General features: G+C 55.6%; 16 protein-coding genes and 1 riboswitch. Of the genes, 8 read left to right on the top strand and 8 right to left on the bottom strand.

Features of this window, described 5'->3' with window-relative positions:
* Positions 1-5 precede the first annotated feature (5 nt).
* Genes C3708_RS13520 through C3708_RS13510 form a run of 3 tightly spaced genes read left to right on the top strand, consistent with a single transcriptional unit; the run spans position 6 to position 2,827 of the window.
* The gene (locus C3708_RS13520) at positions 6-1,163 is read left to right on the top strand and encodes an ABC transporter permease (RefSeq protein ID WP_103949596.1); all 1,158 of its coding nucleotides are present in this window, start codon (positions 6-8) and stop codon (positions 1,161-1,163) included.
* A complete protein-coding gene (locus tag C3708_RS13515) occupies positions 1,156-2,106 on the top strand; it encodes an ABC transporter ATP-binding protein (protein WP_095282647.1) in 951 nt (316 codons plus the stop codon). The genes C3708_RS13520 and C3708_RS13515 overlap by 8 nt, the downstream gene beginning before the upstream one ends.
* Complete coding sequence (locus C3708_RS13510; protein ID WP_095282646.1) at positions 2,090-2,827, top strand: ABC transporter permease; 738 nt, start codon at positions 2,090-2,092, stop codon at positions 2,825-2,827. The genes C3708_RS13515 and C3708_RS13510 overlap by 17 nt, the downstream gene beginning before the upstream one ends.
* Here C3708_RS13510 and C3708_RS13505 read toward each other — a convergent pair.
* Positions 2,802-2,915 carry a protein YohO gene (locus C3708_RS13505; RefSeq protein WP_015959724.1) on the bottom strand — a complete coding sequence of 38 codons (114 nt, stop codon included), beginning with the start codon at positions 2,913-2,915 and terminating at the stop codon, positions 2,802-2,804. The two genes, C3708_RS13510 and C3708_RS13505, sit on opposite strands and share 26 nt — an antisense overlap.
* A gap of 78 nt (positions 2,916-2,993) precedes the next feature.
* Positions 2,994-3,722: an HTH-type transcriptional regulator MlrA gene (gene mlrA, locus C3708_RS13500; RefSeq protein WP_095282645.1), complete on the bottom strand. Its 729-nt coding sequence runs from the start codon at positions 3,720-3,722 to the stop codon at positions 2,994-2,996.
* A 219-nt stretch (positions 3,723-3,941) separates the two neighbouring features.
* On the opposite strand from mlrA, the gene C3708_RS13495 reads away from it, so the two are divergent.
* The 3 genes from C3708_RS13495 to C3708_RS13485 are packed head-to-tail and all read left to right on the top strand — an operon-like array spanning position 3,942 to position 6,866.
* Entirely contained in the window at positions 3,942-5,630 is a 1,689-nt protein-coding gene (locus tag C3708_RS13495) for a sensor histidine kinase (RefSeq protein ID WP_103946216.1), read from the top strand.
* Complete coding sequence (gene btsR, locus C3708_RS13490; RefSeq protein ID WP_103949595.1) at positions 5,624-6,343, top strand: two-component system response regulator BtsR; 720 nt, start codon at positions 5,624-5,626, stop codon at positions 6,341-6,343. The genes C3708_RS13495 and btsR overlap by 7 nt, the downstream gene beginning before the upstream one ends.
* Before the next feature lie 46 nt (positions 6,344-6,389).
* Positions 6,390-6,866, top strand: coding sequence for a DUF1456 family protein (locus tag C3708_RS13485; protein ID WP_103949594.1), 477 nt, complete (start codon positions 6,390-6,392; stop codon positions 6,864-6,866).
* Positions 6,867-6,969: 103 nt separating this feature from the next.
* On the opposite strand, the gene metG is transcribed toward C3708_RS13485, so the two are convergent.
* Complete coding sequence (gene metG / locus C3708_RS13480; RefSeq protein WP_103949593.1) at positions 6,970-9,003, bottom strand: methionine--tRNA ligase; 2,034 nt, start codon at positions 9,001-9,003, stop codon at positions 6,970-6,972.
* A gap of 136 nt (positions 9,004-9,139) precedes the next feature.
* On the opposite strand from metG, the gene apbC reads away from it, so the two are divergent.
* Positions 9,140-10,249 (top strand): iron-sulfur cluster carrier protein ApbC, encoded by a 1,110-nt coding sequence (gene apbC / locus C3708_RS13475; RefSeq protein ID WP_095282640.1) that lies wholly within the window; start codon positions 9,140-9,142, stop codon positions 10,247-10,249.
* Positions 10,250-10,392: 143 nt separating this feature from the next.
* On the opposite strand, the gene C3708_RS13470 is transcribed toward apbC, so the two are convergent.
* The 5 genes from C3708_RS13470 to C3708_RS13450 form a co-directional block, all read right to left on the bottom strand.
* A complete protein-coding gene (locus tag C3708_RS13470; protein WP_095282639.1) occupies positions 10,393-10,881 on the bottom strand; it encodes a GNAT family N-acetyltransferase in 489 nt (162 codons plus the stop codon).
* Positions 10,823-11,155 carry an RcnB family protein gene (locus C3708_RS13465; RefSeq protein WP_095282638.1) on the bottom strand — a complete coding sequence of 111 codons (333 nt, stop codon included), beginning with the start codon at positions 11,153-11,155 and terminating at the stop codon, positions 10,823-10,825. Before C3708_RS13465 ends, C3708_RS13470 begins: the two co-directional genes overlap by 59 nt.
* A gap of 297 nt (positions 11,156-11,452) precedes the next feature.
* Positions 11,453-12,919 (bottom strand): aspartate aminotransferase family protein, encoded by a 1,467-nt coding sequence (locus tag C3708_RS13460; RefSeq protein ID WP_095284326.1) that lies wholly within the window; start codon positions 12,917-12,919, stop codon positions 11,453-11,455.
* Between the two features lie 9 nt (positions 12,920-12,928).
* A complete protein-coding gene (locus C3708_RS13455) occupies positions 12,929-14,314 on the bottom strand; it encodes a diaminobutyrate--2-oxoglutarate transaminase (RefSeq protein ID WP_095282637.1) in 1,386 nt (461 codons plus the stop codon).
* 263 nt (positions 14,315-14,577) lie between these two features.
* Entirely contained in the window at positions 14,578-15,039 is a 462-nt protein-coding gene (locus tag C3708_RS13450) for a hypothetical protein (protein WP_103949592.1), read from the bottom strand.
* A gap of 413 nt (positions 15,040-15,452) precedes the next feature.
* On the opposite strand from C3708_RS13450, the gene C3708_RS13445 reads away from it, so the two are divergent.
* Positions 15,453-15,872: a cell envelope integrity TolA C-terminal domain-containing protein gene (locus C3708_RS13445; RefSeq protein WP_103949591.1), complete on the top strand. Its 420-nt coding sequence runs from the start codon at positions 15,453-15,455 to the stop codon at positions 15,870-15,872.
* Between the two features lie 84 nt (positions 15,873-15,956).
* Positions 15,957-16,053: riboswitch (TPP riboswitch) on the top strand.
* The last annotated feature ends 24 nt before the right edge of the window (positions 16,054-16,077 follow it).

The following is a 16,077-nucleotide window of genomic DNA, read 5'->3' as shown; positions in this document are numbered from 1 at the left end:
ACGCTTTGCCAAAAACATGTCATAACCGCGTACTGCTGCTGCTCGCGTTTGTCGGGCTGGCAGCGTGCGCGCTTCCGTTCGTCAATTTTGCACCGAACCGGCTGATGTCCGGCGAGGGGCTTTCAGTCTGGCAGGTGTGGGCGGTTTCGCCCTTCCTGCTGGCTCTCTCTCTGGTATGCGTTACCGTGCTGTCTTTTTGCGCCGGGCGCGTGCCGCTCATTCTCACGCTGATAGTTTGCGAACTGCTTTTTGTGCTGCTGGCCTGGAGCGCCGGACTGGCGGCGAATCATCTTGCCACAGCCGACACTCCGCTAGCGCGTACCTCAACAGGCAGCGGTTTGTGGCTGTGGATGGCGCTATGCCTGCTGGCCTGTAGCGATGCGATCCGCCGTCTGACGACGCGCCCGGTGTGGCGCTGGCTGCTGAATGCGCAGATCTGGATTTTGCCGCTGGCGCTGCTGTTCAGCGGTGAACTGAACACCCTTTCGCTGCTGAAAGAGTACGCCAACCGTCAGGAGGTGTTTAACGATGCGCTGTTGCAGCATCTGACCATCCTGTTTGGCACACTGGTTCCGGCGCTGCTCATCGGCGTGCCGATCGGCCTGTGGTGCTACCGTCTTCCTAAACGCCAGGGTCCGGTATTTACGGTGCTGAACGTGATCCAGACCATCCCGTCCGTGGCCCTTTTCGGCCTGCTGATTGCACCGCTCGCAGGCCTGGTGAAATCTTTTCCCGCGCTCGCCGCCATCGGAATCGCGGGGACCGGGCTAACCCCTGCGCTGATTGCACTGGTGCTGTATGCATTACTGCCGCTGGCGCGTGGGGTGGTTGCCGGATTGAGCCAGGTGTCGCCCGATGTGCTGGAAAGCGCCAGCGCGATGGGGATGAGCGCCAGCCAGCGATTCTGGAAAATCCAGCTTCCGCTAGCGCTACCGCTTCTGCTGCGCAGCCTGCGCGTGGTCGCGGTGCAAACCGTCGGGATGGCGGTGATAGCCGCGCTGATTGGGGCCGGTGGCTTCGGGGCGCTGGTGTTCCAGGGCTTGCTCAGCAGCGCGCTGGATTTGGTGTTACTCGGCGTCATTCCGACCATTGCACTGGCGGTGGTAGTGGACGCACTCTTTGCCCTGTGGCTGGCCCTGCTGAAGGGGAAAAATAATGATTGAATTTCACGATGTGAGCAAAGAATTTGCCGGGCAGACGGCGGTAAAAAACCTGAATCTGCGCTTTGAAGAAGGGGCGTTTTCGGTGCTGATTGGCACCTCCGGTTCAGGAAAATCGACCACCCTGAAGATGATCAACCGGCTGGTGGAACACGACAGCGGGCTGATTCGCTTTGCCGGGGAGGAGATCCGCAGCCTGCCAGTGCTGGAGCTGCGCCGCCGGATGGGCTACGCCATTCAGTCGATTGGCCTGTTTCCGCACTGGACGGTGGCGCAAAACATTGCAACCGTGCCGCAACTGCAAAAATGGTCGCGGCAAAAAGTGGCCGACCGGGTGGATGAGCTGATGGCGCTGCTGGGGCTGGAGCCATCGCTTCGCGAGCGCTATCCGCATCAGCTGTCCGGTGGGCAACAGCAGCGGGTCGGGGTGGCGCGTGCCTTAGCTGCCAATCCTGAAGTACTGCTGATGGATGAACCCTTTGGCGCGCTGGACCCGGTGACCCGCAGCGCGCTGCAAACGGAGATGACCCGCATCCACCGCATTCTCGGGCGCACGATTATTCTGGTGACGCACGATATCGACGAAGCCCTGCGCCTCGCCGATCGTCTGGTTTTGATGGACAGCGGGGAAGTGGTGCAACAGGGCACGCCGCTGGAGCTGTTAACGCGTCCTGCGACGGACTTTGTACGCGAATTCTTTGGCCGCAGTGAACTGGGCGTGCGGCTGCTGTCTCTGCGCACCGTTGGTGAGTATCTGCGCCCGCAGGATGGCGCTGTCACTGGGGAGCCGCTTCAGGCACAGATGAGCCTGCGCGATGCGCTGTCGGCGTTTGTCGCCCGTCAGTGCGAAGTGTTGCCGGTGGTGGATGAGCAAGGCTTTCCGTGTGGGACGCTGCATTTTCGGGATTTACTGGCGGGAGAGGTGGCACATGAAATGGCTACGTGATCCGCTCCTGTGGCTGGTGCTGCTGTTCGTCGCGCTATTATGGCTAATGCCTTACAGCGGTGGGCTGTTTAGCGCGTTGTTCCCCGGATTGCCGCGCCCCGTGTATTTGCAAGAGAGTTTTATCAGCCTGACGCTGGCCCATTTCTGGCTGGTGGGCGTTTCGAGCGCCATCGCGATTGTGATCGGCGTTGGGGCCGGGATTGCAGTGACGCGACCTATGGGCCGTGAGTTTCGCCCGCTGGTGGAGACGATTGCTGCAATTGGACAGACATTTCCCCCGGTGGCGGTGCTGGCGATTGCGGTACCGGTGATTGGCTTTGGTCAGGAACCGGCGATTATTGCGTTGATTTTATACGGCGTGTTGCCGATTTTGCAGGCGACGCTGGCAGGATTGACGGCTGTGCCTGCGGCGGCGACAAGCGTGGCGGAAGGGATGGGCATGAGTGCGGGGCAACGTCTGCGAAAAGTGGAGTTGCCGCTGGCGGCACCGGTGATTCTGGCTGGGGTGCGCACGTCGGTGATCATCAATATCGGCACGGCGACCATTGCGTCAACGGTCGGGGCGAACACCCTGGGCACGCCGATCATCATCGGATTAAGCGGATTTAACTCAGCCTATATTGTGCAAGGTGCGGTGCTGGTTGCGCTGGCAGCGATTGTGGTCGATCGCGGGTTTGAACGGCTGGCGCAGTATCTCAGCCGACACCGCCACGCACGATAAATGAGTAGCCGGCGAGCATAACGCCGCCAATGCCACTGATGGCCATTAAAGCGAAGAGGGTGATTGCGGCCACTTTGGTTGCCTTCATAATGTGCTCCTTTTGTTAACCGCCCAATTATACGGTGAAGCACACCTGTTAATGAACCATTAAATGCCGTTAAGACATTTACGGGCCGAGGGTAATGACGGGATAGCCGTGTTCGCGCCATTCATTCAGCGACTGCTGTTGGGCGGCAGTGGGGATATCTCCGCACCAGACCAGCAGGGTTTGCCCTTCGAAAAGCTCGGGGCGAAGCTGAGCTAATGAATGCGCCAGCACGTCTACACGCCAGCCTTGCTGCGTGGCTATCCAGGCTTCGAGCCATAAGCGGGTGGTGTCGTGAACATTCCAGCCGACCACCAGGGCGTCCTTTCCGCTCTTCTTGCGTGCCGTCGACAGGCACACGGAAATGTAATTGATCAACATCCCATCGAGCATGCTCAGCAGCGCCTGCAGTGCCGGTTGCTGAGAAAGACGGCGACGAAGCGGTATAAACAGATGTGTGATTAACGTCTGGGCGGGATAACCCCGGCCCTGCTCCTTGATCCAGGTTCGCAGACGCTGAAAGTTACCGGCCTGTAGCAGCCGGAGCAGTGTTTCCTGATGTTCACGCCACTCGGCCAGACTATCGGCATCGTGTTCACATAACAACGATTTGACCTTGCTGACCTGGACGCCGTTATCGATCCAGCTTTTGATCTCGCGGATCCGGTCGATATCCGCTTCGTTAAACAGACGATGTCCTCCGTCCGTTCGCTGCGGTTTTAGCAGCTCATACCGCCGCTGCCATGCTCGCAGCGTCACAGGATTGATATCACAAAGCAGTGCCACTTCACCTATCGTGTAAAGCGCCATGTTCGCCCCCTGGCTTGCGCATCCCCAGAATAACTGTAGACGCTGATTCGCGAACCAGGAAGAATCGACCGTTTTTTGAACAAATAATGCGAAGGGTGGAAGTTGTACCGCTAAAGTATGTGATGACGGGCACGAATTGCAGCTTTTTTGGAATGCTTCAAAGAAAGTTAATGTGTATCAGTGTATGTTACGCGTTTTTAGACAGTGCGGTTTGCAGTCATGTACGAATTTAATCTGGTGTTGCTGCTGCTTCAGCAGATGTGCGTTTTCCTGGTCATCGCGTGGCTGATGAGTAAAACGCGGCTGTTCATTCCCCTGATGCAGGTCACCGTTCGCCTGCCGCACAAGCTCCTCTGCTACGTCACCTTCTCGATTTTCTGCATTCTTGGCACCTATTTTGGCCTGCACATTGAAGACTCGATTGCCAACACACGCGCCATCGGGGCTGTGATGGGCGGGCTGCTCGGCGGCCCGGTGGTGGGGGGATTAGTCGGGCTGACGGGCGGATTGCACCGCTATTCGATGGGCGGCATGACCGCGCTCAGCTGTATGATCTCGACGATCGTCGAAGGGCTGCTCGGCGGCCTTGTCCACAGCTATATGATCAAGCGTGGTCGCCCGGATAAAGTCTTTAGCCCGCTGACCGCCGGAGCAATTACGCTGGTGGCGGAGCTGGCGCAGATGCTGATTATTCTGCTTATCGCCCGCCCGTTTGAAGATGCTTTGCATCTTGTAAGCAGCATCGCTGCCCCGATGATGGTGACCAATACCGTCGGCGCGGCGCTGTTCATGCGCATCCTGTTAGATAAACGTGCGATGTTTGAGAAATATACCTCGGCGTTTTCGTCGACGGCGTTAAAGGTGGCGGCCTCGACGGAGGGTATTCTGCGCCAGGGCTTTAACGAAGAGAACAGCATGAAAGTGGCGCAGGTGTTGTATCAGGAGCTGGACATTGGCGCGGTGGCGATCACCGACCGTGAACGGCTGCTGGCCTTTACCGGCACCGGCGACGACCACCACCTACCGGGCAAACCGATATCTTCAGCCTATACGCTGCGCGCTATTGAAACCGGCGAAGTGGTGTACGCCGACGGAAATGAAGTGCCGTACCGCTGCTCGTTACATCCGCAGTGCAAGCTGGGTTCGACGCTGGTGATTCCTCTGCGCGGTGAGAATCAGCGGGTGATGGGCACCATCAAATTGTATGAAGCCAAAAACCGGCTGTTCAGCTCGATCAACCGCACGCTGGGCGAGGGGATTGCCCAGCTGCTTTCGGCGCAGATCCTGGCGGGGCAGTACGAGCGGCAAAAAGCGCTTCTGACTCAGTCAGAAATCAAGCTGCTGCACGCTCAGGTGAATCCGCATTTTCTGTTTAATGCCCTCAATACACTCAAGGCGGTAATCCGCCACGACAGTGAACAGGCGACCCAGCTGGTGCAATTTCTGTCGACCTTTTTCCGCAAGAATCTGAAGCGCCCTTCAGAAATTGTGACCCTGGCCGATGAGATTGAACATGTGAATGCCTATCTGCAAATTGAGAAAGCCCGGTTCCAGTCGCGGTTGCAGGTGTCGTTGTTCGTCCCGGACGCGTTAGCCCATCAGCATCTTCCGGCATTTACTCTACAGCCGATTGTGGAAAATGCTATTAAACACGGCACCTCGCAGCTGCTGGGGACCGGCGAGATTCGTATCTCCGCCAGCCAGTTTAATCATCATCTGGTTCTGGACATTGAAGACAACGCTGGGCTTTACCTGCCTGGCGCCGAGTCGGGCGGGCTGGGAATGAGCCTGGTCGACAAACGTCTGCGCGCGCACTTTGGCGATGATTGCGGCATTACCGTAGACTGCGAGCCGGACAGTTTTACCCGTATTACGTTACGATTGCCGCTGGAGGAAAACGCATGTTAAGCGTGCTGATTGTCGATGATGAGCCGTTAGCGCGGGAAAACCTGCGGGTTCTGTTACAGGAACAGAGTGATATTGAAGTGGTGGGTGAGTGTGCCAACGCCATCGAAGCCATTGGCGCGGTGCATAAATTGCGCCCCGACGTGCTGTTTCTCGATATCCAGATGCCGCGCATCAGCGGTCTGGAAATGGTCGGAATGCTCGATCCAGAGCATCGTCCGTACATCGTTTTTCTGACCGCATTTGATGAGTATGCGGTCAAAGCTTTTGAAGAACATGCTTTCGATTATCTGCTGAAACCTATCGAAGAGAAGCGACTGGAGAAAACCCTTAACCGCTTGCGCCAGGAGCGTACCGCGCAGGACGTGACGCTCCTGCCGGAACATCAGCAGGCACTGAAATTTATCCCCTGCACCGGACACAGTCGTATTTACCTGTTGCAGATGGACGATGTGGCGTTTGTCAGCAGTCGCATGAGCGGGGTGTTTGTCACAAGCTCCGAAGGCAAAGAGGGCTTTACGGAGCTGACCTTGCGCACGCTGGAGAGCCGCACGCCGCTGATCCGCTGCCATCGCCAGTATCTGGTGAACATGGCGCATCTGAAGGAGATACGTCTCGAAGAGAACGGCCAGGCGGAACTGGTGTTGCGCGCGGGGCAAACGGTGCCGGTGAGTCGGCGCTATCTGAAAACCCTGAAAGAGGCGATTGGGTTGTAAAACTGGTACACTGCGCCCCATCGCATCACCGACAGTTGAAGGCTCTATGTTAAGTAACGATATTCTGCGCAGCGTGCGCTACATCCTGAAATCCAACAATAACGATCTGGTTCGTATTCTGGCGCTGGCGGAGGTCGAGACGACCCCGGCGAATATTGCCAGCTGGATAACCAAAGAGGACGAAGAGGGCTTCGTTCGCTGCCCGGACATCATCCTGTCTTCGTTTCTGAACGGGCTAATCTACGATAAGCGCGGCAAAGACGAGTCTGCCCCGGTGCTGTCACCAGAGCGCCGCGTGAACAACAACATCGTGCTGAAGAAGCTGCGTATCGCGTTTTCGCTGAAATCCGACGACGTAATGGCGATCATGACCGAGCAGAAATTCCGCGTGTCGATGCCGGAAATCACCGCCATGATGCGTGCGCCGGATCATAAGAATTTCCGCGAGTGCGGCGACCAGTTTATGCGTTATTTCCTGCGCGGGCTGACCCATCGGGTGCATAGCGCGAAGCCGTCTGCCTAATCAAGGGCCTACGGGTTTTGTAGTTTAGTAGGCCGGGTAAGGCGAAGCCGCCACCCGGCAAAATAGGCAAAAAAAAGCCGGAGATAATCTCCGGCTTTTTCGTTTATTTCACCTGCTGACCCGGCTTCGCGCCTTCGTCAGGGCTTAACAAGAAGATATCTTTCCCGCCAGGGCCTGCGGCCATCACCATCCCTTCCGAGATACCGAAGCGCATTTTGCGCGGCGCAAGGTTAGCGACCATCACCGTCTGGCGACCAATCAGCACCTGCGGGTCCGGATACGCAGAACGAATGCCGGAGAAGACGTTACGCTTCTCACCGCCCAGATCCAGCGTCAGACGCAGGAGCTTGTCGGAGCCTTCCACGAATTCCGCGTTTTCAATCAGCGCAACGCGCAGGTCGACCTTAGCGAAATCATCAAAGGTGATAGTTTCCTGAATCGGATCGTCTGCCAGCGGGCCAGTCACTGGAGCAGAGGCCGCTTTCACTTCTTCTTTCGACGCTTCAACCAGAGCTTCAACCTGTTTCATCTCAATGCGGTTATACAGCGCTTTGAAGGTGTTTACCTTGTGGCCGAGCAGCGGCTGCTGGATTGCATCCCAGGTCAGTTCGGTATTCAGGAACGCTTCAGCACGTTCGGTCAGCTGCGGCAGTACCGGCTTCAGGTAGGTCATCAGCACGCGGAACAGGTTGATGCCCATTGAGCAGATCGCCTGCAGATCCGCATCGCGGCCTTCCTGCTTCGCAACTACCCACGGAGCCTGTTCGTCAACATAGCGGTTCGCCAGGTCGGCGAGGGCCATGATTTCGCGCACTGCCTTACCGAACTCACGCGCTTCCCACGCTTCGCCAATGGTCGCTGCCGCGTCGGTGAAGGTTTTGTACAGAGCCGGGTCAGCCAGTTCAGCCGCCATCACGCCGTCGAAACGCTTGGCGATAAAGCCTGCGTTACGCGACGCCAGGTTCACCACTTTATTGACGATGTCCGCGTTCACGCGTTGCACGAAATCTTCCAGGTTCAGGTCGATATCGTCGATGCGCGAAGAGAGCTTCGCGGTGTAGTAGTAGCGCAGGCTGTCAGCGTCGAAATGGTTCAGCCAGGTGCTGGCTTTGATGAAGGTCCCGCGTGATTTGGACATCTTCGCGCCGTTCACCGTTACGTAGCCGTGCACGAACAGGTTGGTTGGCTTGCGGAAACCGCTGCCTTCCAGCATCGCTGGCCAGAACAGGCTGTGGAAATAGACGATGTCTTTACCGATGAAGTGATACAGCTCAGCGCTGGAATCTTTTTTCCAGAACTCTTCAAAGCTCGTGGTGTCGCCGCGTTTGTCGCACAGGTTCTTGAACGAGCCCATGTAGCCGATTGGCGCGTCCAGCCAGACGTAGAAATATTTGCCCGGTGCGTCAGGAATTTCGAAGCCGAAGTACGGCGCATCGCGGGAGATATCCCACTGCTGCAGACCGGATTCGAACCACTCCTGCATCTTATTTGCGACCTGCTCCTGCAATGCACCGCTGCGGGTCCACGCCTGCAGCATTTCGCTGAACGACGGCAGATCGAAGAAGAAGTGTTCAGAATCACGCATCACTGGGGTCGCGCCGGAGACCACGGACTTCGGCTCGATAAGCTCGGTCGGGCTGTAGGTTGCGCCGCACACTTCGCAGTTATCGCCGTACTGGTCCGGGGATTTACACTTCGGACAGGTGCCTTTCACAAAACGGTCCGGCAGGAACATGCCTTTTTCCGGATCGTACAGCTGAGAGATGGTGCGGTTTTTGATAAAACCGTTCTCTTTCAGACGGGTGTAGATTAGCTCTGACAGCTCGCGGTTCTCGTCGCTGTGCGTCGAGTGGTAGTTGTCATAGCTGATGTCAAAGCCAGCAAAATCGGTCTGATGCTCCTGACTCATTTCGGTAATCATCTGCTCCGGGGAGACGCCCAATTGCTGTGCTTTCAGCATAATTGGCGTGCCGTGAGCATCGTCCGCGCAGATGAAGTTTACCTGGTGGCCGCGCATTCGCTGGTAACGGACCCAGACATCAGCCTGGATATGCTCCAGCATGTGGCCGAGGTGGATTGAGCCGTTTGCGTACGGCAGGGCGCACGTTACCAGAATTTTTTTCGCGACTTGAGTCATAGTGGGCATTACTTCTTTTACAGTAAAAAGGGTTTTTGATAGTACCAAAAGGGTCATTATTAAGTAAGCACAAACCACGGCCTTTCAGGTAAACTTGTTCAACTAAGGTCTTATTCACAAGAACAAAGGAGTCGGGATGAGTTCTCAATCCCAGGCCAAATCGCCGGAAGCCTTACGAGCAATGGTCGCCGGGACGCTGGCTAATTTTCAGCATCCAACCCTGAAGCACAATCTCACCGCACTGAAAGCGCTGCACCACGTCGCGTGGCTGGATGATACGCTGCACGTCGAATTGCAAATGCCGTTCGTCTGGGCCAGCGCCTTCGAAACCCTGAAAGAGCAGTGCAGCTCTGACTTGCTGCGCATCACCGGGGCGAAGGCGATTGACTGGAAGCTGACGCACACCATCGCCACGCTCAAGCGTGTGAAAAATCAGCCGGGCGTCAACGGCGTGAAGAACATTATTGCCATCAGCTCCGGCAAAGGCGGCGTGGGGAAATCCTCCACTGCCGTGAACCTGGCGCTGGCGCTGGCCGCCGAAGGGGCCAAAGTCGGTATTCTGGATGCGGATATTTACGGCCCGTCGATCCCGAACATGCTGGGTGCGGAAAATCAGCGTCCAACGTCACCGGATGGCACCCACATGGCGCCAATTATGGCCTATGGCCTGGCAACCAATTCGATTGGTTATCTGGTAACAGACGATAACGCGATGGTCTGGCGTGGCCCGATGGCCAGCAAGGCGCTGCTGCAAATGCTGCAGGAGACCATGTGGCCGGATCTTGATTATCTGGTACTGGATATGCCGCCGGGTACGGGTGATATTCAGCTGACGCTGGCGCAAAACATCCCGGTGACGGGTGCAGTCGTTGTGACGACGCCGCAGGATATCGCGCTGATTGACGCCAAAAAAGGCATCGTGATGTTCGAGAAAGTGGAAGTGCCGGTTCTCGGCGTGGTCGAGAACATGAGCGTGCATATCTGTAGCAACTGCGGGCACCACGAGCCGATCTTCGGCACCGGTGGCGCGGAGAAACTGGCCGCGCAGTATCACACCCAACTGCTGGGGCAAATGCCGCTGCACATTACGCTGCGTGAAGATCTCGACAGCGGTAAACCGACCGTGGTGAGCCGTCCTGAGAGTGAGTTTGCGGGAATGTACCGTCAGCTGGCAGGGCGCGTGGCTGCGCAGCTGTACTGGCAGGGTGAAGTGATCCCGAGCGAGATCGCGTTCCGCGCGGTGTAATTTTTAGATTGTTGTGCCGGGTGGCGGCTTCGCCTTACCCGGCCTACAAAACCCGTAGCCCCGCAGCGCAGCCAGACCGCACCAAACCCGTAGGCCCGCGCAAGCGAAGCGCCGCCGGGCGCAAGACCGCACGGAACCCGCAATTACCGCAACCGGTAATGCATCAGGTAATACTCTCCGTCCGGAGAATCCCCCGTGGCTTCGATATGCCAGCCGTGCCGCTGGTAAAACGCCACCGCCCGCTCATTTCTGACCAGACACTTAAGCGATCCTGTACTGGTGAACCTCTGTTGTACGTGTTCCAGCATTAGGCTCCCTGCGCCACCGCCCTGATACTGCGGGTCGACAAACAGATTATGCAGAAAATTATCGTTGCTCCAGACCGAAGCAAACCCGACGCGATGACCATTTTGCATCGCCACCCAGATCTGCTCGTCGCGCGTGGCTGCGTCGAAATCCTCAAGCTTCCAGTCGGCGCTATCCAGCCACGGCCACGCTTTACGACGGGCCTGTAAAAAGAGGGTGCGCAGGAAAGGCCGATCGCTTTCCTGCCACAGTCTGACGGTGATGGGATCAGCGGTGATAGAAAATATCCCCGTTGTACGCTTTGAGAATTTTCCCGTCAGTATCATTAATCAGGACATAGTTCTCGCCCATGTAAGTCCAGTGCGTTCCCGCGTCAGGCGCAGGCAGATTACGCAGCTGAAATTGCTTAATGATGTACTCAGGCGTTTGATACATCGCCGGGGCCGTGTCGCCAATTTTGAATTTTGTGAAATCGGCAATGAACTCTTGTTCTTCGTAAGCCTGAATGCCGGAAGGCGCAGCGGCCGGTTGCGGAGCGGCATATACGGCACCCGCCAGTGACATCAACACACCCAGAAGCAGCAATTTACTCTTAGCCATTTTTTCTCCAGTTAACCCTTTTGCTGATACCTCAGCCCGCTGTGGTATCACAGCGCAGCAAGCGTCCCATTTTAGGTATCACCGCCGCAGATGTTTGAAAAAAAATGTAACAAATCTGAACAGCTTTGCCCAGGCGTTACTGACACGAGGGGTAAATGAATAATCCGAATTTTAGTGTGGACACGCTTTATTGCGTTGGCGCAGTGGCGGAGAAAAAGGGGGATTTTGACGGAAGATAAAGAGGAAGAACAAAACGAACATTACCCCCGCACCAGGCGGTGCGGGGGTAAACGAAAGTTACTTCGCCAGAATTTCGTGCGCCGTGCGTTCGACCAATGACAGCAGGACTTTCACATCATCCAGCGTCACCGTTGGATTCAGCAGCGTCAGCTTCAGACAGGTCACGCCGTTGTGCTCAGTCACACCGACGTTCGCACGACCGGAGTCGAGCAGGGCGTCACCAATTTTCTGGTTCAGCAACGCGATGGTAGCCTCGTTCAGCTCAGCGTTAGGACGGAAGCGGAACAGCACGCTCGCCAGCTGAGGCTGCATGACCAGCTCAAGGTTATCCTGAGTTTGTACGTACTCCGCCACATCCTGCGCCAGCGTTACGCCGTTGTCGATGATCGCCGCGTACTGCTCCTGACCCAAGGCTTCCAGGCTCATCCACAGCTTCAGCGCGTCGAAACGGCGCGTGGTCTGCAGTGATTTGGAGACCAGGTTCGGTACACCCGCTTCTTCGTCAAACTCGGAGTTCAGGTATGCAGCCTGGTAGCGCATCAGCTCGTAATGACGCTCTTCTTTCAGCAGGAACGCACCGCAGCTGATGGTCTGGAAGAACTGCTTATGGAAGTCCAGCGTGATGGAATCCACCAGTTCAATACCGTCCAGATAGTCGCGATATTTATCGGACATCAGCAGCGCGCCGCCCCAGGCCGCATCCACGTGCACCCAAATCTGCTGTTCTGCGGCCATCTCAGCGATAGCACGCAGCGGATCGATAGCGCCTGCGTCGGTAGTCCCGGCGGTGGCAACAATCGCCAGAATCTGCTCACCATTGGCATTGCACTGGGCAATTTTTGCCGCCAGATCGTTCAGGTCCATGCGCGAACATTCGTCGGTTTTCACCTGAATGACCGACTGGTAGCCCAGACCGAGCAGCGCCATGTTCTTCTGCACTGAGAAGTGTGCATTTTCAGAACACAGCACGCGGATCTTACGCAGATCGCCAATCAGACCGTCCTGCTGGATAGAGTGGCCCTGACGCGCGAAGAACGCGTCACGTGCCAGCATCAGCCCCATCAGGTTGCTCTGAGTGCCACCGCTGGTGAACACGCCCGCATCACCGGCCTGATAGCCCACGCGGGTACGCAGCCAGTCGATCAACTTCATTTCAATAATGGTCGCTGACGGGCTTTGATCCCAGGAGTCCATGCTCTGGTTGGTGGCGTTGATCAATACTTCCGCCGCCTGGCTTACCACCAGGCTCGGGCAGTGCAGGTGCGCCACGCACTGCGGGTGGTGAACCGACAGACTGTCTTTCAGGAAGTACTCGACCGCGCGGGCAATAGCCGCTTCGTTGCCGAGGCCTTTCTGACCGAAGTTCAGAGAAATGTTATCGCGCAATTCGGCGACGGTTTTCCCCTGATACATCTCAGACTGTTGCAGCCATTGCATCACCGCCTGAGAACTCTGCTCGATGGCCTGTTGATAGGCCTCGATGCTTTGCGCCGACGACGACAGAATTGGGTTTACATCAGACATCGTTTTCACTTACTCCGGTGAAACGGGGCGAACGCCCGCAGCAAGCAGCGCCTGCTCAAATTTATCCAGGAACACGTTCAGTTCCTGCTCGTTGATCAGCAGGGACGGCAGCAGACGCAGAACCACGCCATCACGACCACCGCGCTCCAGAATCAGGCCCGCTTCGAAGCATTTCTTCTGGATCAGGGCAGACAATTCGCCATCACCCGGGAAGCAGCCCATGTGGTCTGGCGCTTCGTGCGGTTTCACGATCTCGATACCGATCATCAGGCCCAGGCCGCGCACGTGGCCGATCACCGGATAACGTTTCTGCAGCTCTGCCAGCTGGCCTTTCAGCCATTCACCCTGAGCGGCGACTTTGTCAGCGATATTCTGCTCTTTCAAAATTTTCAGCGTGGTCAGGCCGGTCGCCATTGCGAGCTGGTTGCCACGGAAGGTGCCGGTGTGATGTCCCGGTGCCCAGGCATCGAACTGCTTTTTGATACCGAGGACGGCCAGCGGTAAACCACCACCGACGGCTTTAGACATCACGATGATGTCCGGCTCGATGCCTGCGTGTTCGAAGGCGAACTGTTTGCCGGTACGGCAGAATCCAGCCTGAACTTCATCAAGAATGAGCAGAATGCCGTGTTCCTGAGTCACTTTACGAATGCGCTGCAGCCACTCAGCCGGAGCCGGGTTCACGCCGCCTTCGCCCTGAACCGCTTCTAAAATCACGGCCGCAGGTTTACGCACGCCGCTTTCGACGTCGTTGATCAGGTTATCGAAGTAGTAAGTCAGCGCTTTCACGCCCGCGTCACCGCCGATACCCAGCGGGCAACGGTACTGGTGCGGATACGGCATGAACTGCACTTCTGGCATCATGTTATCGACCGCTTCTTTCGGTGACAGGTTACCTGTCACGGACAGCGCGCCGTGGGTCATCCCGTGATAACCGCCAGAGAAGCTAATGATGCTGCTGCGCCCGGTGACTTTTTTCGCCAGCTTCAGCGCGGCTTCTACCGCATCTGCGCCGGACGGGCCGGTGAACTGCAGGCAATATTCTTTGCCCTGGCCTGGCAGCAGGGAGAGCAGGTATTCCGAGAACTCGTCTTTCAACGGAGTCGTCAGATCGAGCGTATGTAACGGCAAGCCGCTGGTAATGACATTTTGGATGCTTTTCAGCACATCAGGATGGTTATGGCCAAGCGCGAGGGTGCCAGCGCCGGCAAGACAGTCAAGGTATTCTTTATTATCTGCATCGGTTATCCACACGCCGTCTGCTTTAGTGATAGCTAAAGGCAGCTTGCGAGGATAACTCCTGACGTTCGATTCAAACTCGGCCTGACGGGCCAGATAGGTTTCGTTGCTTTTGCGGGCATCTGCGGTGTCAATACGGACTTTATCCGTCATCATATCACTCCTACAACCGGGGCAGTCTTATGCGCCTCGATTGAATAAATAGTTAGTTAAGGATGTAGCGAGTAAAAAACGCGGCCAATATAGAGCCTTTTGGCGCGTGGCTCAATGGTTAATTTGTTTACTGTTTTGTTACAAAAGAGGGGGGTTAAAGAGTAGCCAATAACCCGATGTTTTTGATAGCAAAAATCTGCCGCTTCGCAGTCCAAACCCCTCACCATGCGCGATACAAAAAAGGCGGCACGTTAGCCGCCTTAACATTACTTCTGCGTAAACTGCAATAAACCATGATCGCGACCGTGGGTTCTGTTCCAGGACGCGTCGGTGATGCCGTTATCATCGAGGGTGACCGAGAGAACGTATCCCGCCCCTTTGATTTCATAACTATTCGCATTAAAACGTTTCACGACGGCTTTCTTACCGTTGATTTTCGCGGTGAAAAAACCGTTACTAACCGTGGCGTTAATGCCATTGGCGGTAAATGACGCCTCACGCAGCGGGTCCTGCACTTTGGCACTTTGCGCGTGTTGCACTGCTTTAGCGGCATTCTCCATAGCCTGTTTTTCGGCCACGGCATTCATCGCCGTGGTGCGGTTTTGTTCCGCCAGATAACAGGTATCACGGCTAACGCCCTGAGCTTCACACTTCGCCATGCGTTCAGCAGGGGAGGTGCAGGCAGAAAGCGCGGAAACCGCCAGGGCAATCATCAGTAACTTCTTCATTTATTAACCTCATTACAATGAACACAATTTAAAGCCAGGGAAAACTGACGGCAGGAGAAATAATCGCTATACAGGGTGCCGAGCCAAAAACCGGTTAACAGCAGTGATATATAGAGAATAGCGGAGCAAAATATTATTTTTATCATGACGAAAATCGGATCTGAATGGCTGACCAGGCGGCACTATCCATGAATGATCGCTGCTAATCCATGACCTGGATCACAGAGCCTCATTGTTCTTAATATACTGAAAGTAAACATTAATTTTTGCAAATGATTGTTTTTTATGTAGACTGATTTGTGTCTTTGACGGTGGGTGAATTTAAATGTTGAATAATCAAAAGGATTAAATGTCTACATCGTTAAAGCGGGGATTTGTCTTTTAGGATAATTAGCAATTAAAAGGAAAAATACATGAGTTCAGGAAAGATAGACTCAAAAATGAAAACGGTAATTAACTATTTATTGATAGCCGGAGTAGTCCTGTTAACCGGGTGCACGAAGACCGTCGCTAGCACAGAAGATAAGGCTGTAGACGACCTGTTCAATAATGTCGCTCCGGCGAATGACGCCACCCCTGGGGCTTATGCCGCAAAAATTCAACATGCGGTGTCAACGGCGTTGCCTGAAATGCAACGCTATCGTGGGCAAAGTTGCTCAGTCCATTTACGTCTTTCGCCCGATGCGAAGCTATTAACCGCTGCCATCGAAAAAGGGGATCAACCCTTGTGCGAAGAAGTGCTCAACGCGATAAAAAAAATCACGTTCCCGCCGTTCCCCAACCAGGATGTCGAGAAAGTGTTCACGTCATTCATGATGGATTTTAAGCCTTAGGAACAGGCCATTTTATTCATTTACAAGATCACTTGCTCACATTAAGCTTTTGCAGGCTTACGCAAATTGAGCCAAAGAATTTAAAGACATGACTCGGGGTGCCCTTCCTTGTGAAGGCTGAGAAATACCCGTACCACCTGATCTGGATAATGCCAGCGTAGGGAAGTCAGATGCCTTTCACGGTTATCGCTTCTTCACGCAAGGC

This window comes from Lelliottia sp. 7254-16 (assembly GCF_002922995.1).
In the GTDB taxonomy this organism is placed as follows: domain Bacteria; phylum Pseudomonadota; class Gammaproteobacteria; order Enterobacterales; family Enterobacteriaceae; genus Enterobacter; species Enterobacter jeotgali.
The sequence above is the reverse complement of the archived record's forward strand: the minus strand, read 5'-3'. Positions and strand labels throughout refer to the sequence as shown.

Coding starts and splice junctions, on each gene's coding strand:
- C3708_RS13450 (WP_103949592.1), bottom strand. CDS start 15,039: ATGAAGAAGTTACTGATGATTGCCCTGGCGGTTTCCGCGCTTTCTGCC.
- C3708_RS13505 (WP_015959724.1), bottom strand. CDS start 2,915: ATGAAGGCAACCAAAGTGGCCGCAATCACCCTCTTCGCTTTAATGGCC.
- C3708_RS13460 (WP_095284326.1), bottom strand. CDS start 12,919: ATGTCTGATGTAAACCCAATTCTGTCGTCGTCGGCGCAAAGCATCGAG.
- btsR (WP_103949595.1), top strand. CDS start 5,624: ATGTTAAGCGTGCTGATTGTCGATGATGAGCCGTTAGCGCGGGAAAAC.
- apbC (WP_095282640.1), top strand. CDS start 9,140: ATGAGTTCTCAATCCCAGGCCAAATCGCCGGAAGCCTTACGAGCAATG.
- C3708_RS13495 (WP_103946216.1), top strand. CDS start 3,942: ATGTACGAATTTAATCTGGTGTTGCTGCTGCTTCAGCAGATGTGCGTT.
- C3708_RS13470 (WP_095282639.1), bottom strand. CDS start 10,881: ATGATACTGACGGGAAAATTCTCAAAGCGTACAACGGGGATATTTTCT.
- metG (WP_103949593.1), bottom strand. CDS start 9,003: ATGACTCAAGTCGCGAAAAAAATTCTGGTAACGTGCGCCCTGCCGTAC.
- C3708_RS13465 (WP_095282638.1), bottom strand. CDS start 11,155: ATGGCTAAGAGTAAATTGCTGCTTCTGGGTGTGTTGATGTCACTGGCG.
- C3708_RS13510 (WP_095282646.1), top strand. CDS start 2,090: ATGAAATGGCTACGTGATCCGCTCCTGTGGCTGGTGCTGCTGTTCGTC.
- C3708_RS13445 (WP_103949591.1), top strand. CDS start 15,453: ATGAGTTCAGGAAAGATAGACTCAAAAATGAAAACGGTAATTAACTAT.
- C3708_RS13515 (WP_095282647.1), top strand. CDS start 1,156: ATGATTGAATTTCACGATGTGAGCAAAGAATTTGCCGGGCAGACGGCG.
- mlrA (WP_095282645.1), bottom strand. CDS start 3,722: ATGGCGCTTTACACGATAGGTGAAGTGGCACTGCTTTGTGATATCAAT.
- C3708_RS13485 (WP_103949594.1), top strand. CDS start 6,390: ATGTTAAGTAACGATATTCTGCGCAGCGTGCGCTACATCCTGAAATCC.
- C3708_RS13455 (WP_095282637.1), bottom strand. CDS start 14,314: ATGATGACGGATAAAGTCCGTATTGACACCGCAGATGCCCGCAAAAGC.